1 protein-coding gene is annotated in these 1,370 nt (G+C 46.3%); it reads right to left on the reverse strand.

Features of this window, described 5'->3' with window-relative positions; genetic code table 11:
• Window positions 1-110: 110 nt before the first annotated feature.
• The gene (gene cdhC / locus HW443_RS11300) at window positions 111-1,298 is read right to left on the reverse strand and encodes a CO dehydrogenase/CO-methylating acetyl-CoA synthase complex subunit beta (protein ID WP_176236866.1); all 1,188 of its coding nucleotides are present in this window, start codon (window positions 1,296-1,298) and stop codon (window positions 111-113) included.
• Window positions 1,299-1,370: the final 72 nt, after the last annotated feature.

Below are 1,370 nucleotides of genomic sequence, written 5' to 3' on the forward strand. Positions count from 1 at the left end.
AAACAGGTGGCCAAACCGCATTCCTTGCAATTTTTCTTGCCGTTTTCCGGCAACATTTTCTGAATATCTGAGGCTTTGACAGGCATAATAATCCTCCTTTACGGCAACCCTTAGAGGCGCCCGACATTCTTCATAAATTCAGTCAATTCATCCACATTCTGGACATCTTTTTCTGTGGCAATTTTAGCGAGCAAATCCTCCGACACGTTTTCTCGCGCCAGCTCTTTTAGAGTAGAAGTCATCCACGCCACCCGGCTAAAGCCACCGTCGGCAATCAGAAACTTGGGAGAGGTAAGGTACTGAACGCCGATGCCAACATACCCCTCGTTCTGTTTGCCGCCGCTTGACATGCCGGCCAAGGTGGAGAACGGATTACCGATTACGGTGGCTCCCACAAAATCCCTGGAAACGATGCCAAAGCCGTCTACTTCAGGAATATAGAAGACAATAGCTTCAAAGCAGCCGCACGAAGTGTGCGGATAAGAGAGTGCGCTGTGCAGGCTAAATCGCGTAGTTTCGCCTAGGGAGCGCTCGGCTACTACTTTGTTGACGTTATCATAACTAATACCTTTCTCATCGATAAGATTGCCTTTGGGGACCGCAAACTGAGCGCCTTCCGGATCGATCTTAGTGGCGGCCCGGCCGTCAAACCAGTTGATAGCGCCACAGAGAGAAATTCGCTCCGGTGTAATGATGCAAACGTGGGTAGGGGCAAAGCTCTGGCAAAGCACGCAGCCGTAAAATTCAGCTACGTCTTCTTCGCGCAATCCTTTAACTTTGGCGTCCCTTTCCTTATAGACCTTTAACGCTTCAGTCAATAGTTCCTGTACTTTAACAGGGTCGGTGACAAATTCAACCGACATTTTCTCGATAACCGGCAGTTCAGCCGTAAATAGGTCGATTAAAATCCGCCCGACCTCTTCCAGGGAATTAAGTCCTTTTTTGAAAGCATTTTTGTGAATTCTAATCCAGATGTCATAACGCTGCGCCATATGAAAGACGCCTTCAATATAGTTGATATATTGATGGATGCGCCTCTCAAGCACAGCCTCCAAATCCTTTTCCAGCACTTCACCAGCGACATCCATCTTGATAAAGATAGAATTGGAAGAGCCTTCCGGCAAATCTTTGATATCTGGTCCGGTAACGATGATTTTATCGTGCTCTACCTCATCTAACCCCTTAACAGTTACGAGCTCACCTTTATGACTAACATCAGGACCACCAAACTCCACATAAAAATCACTCTTCCGGATTCTTTCTCCCTCATACTGAGGACCTACGTCTACTAAATACATACTTCTTTCCTCCCACACTGTTTAATATTTTCTACTTTTCAAAGCTTATGCCTTAACAGTTCCTAATTCACT

This window comes from Candidatus Hakubella thermalkaliphila (assembly GCF_013281975.1).
GTDB classification, from domain to species: domain Bacteria; phylum Actinomycetota; class Humimicrobiia; order Hakubellales; family Hakubellaceae; genus Hakubella; species Hakubella thermalkaliphila.

What these genes read in the sequence shown, in the direction of transcription:
- cdhC (WP_176236866.1), bottom strand. Translation starts at nt 1,298, where the DNA reads ATGTATTTAGTAGACGTAGGTCCTCAGTATGAGGGAGAAAGAATCCGG.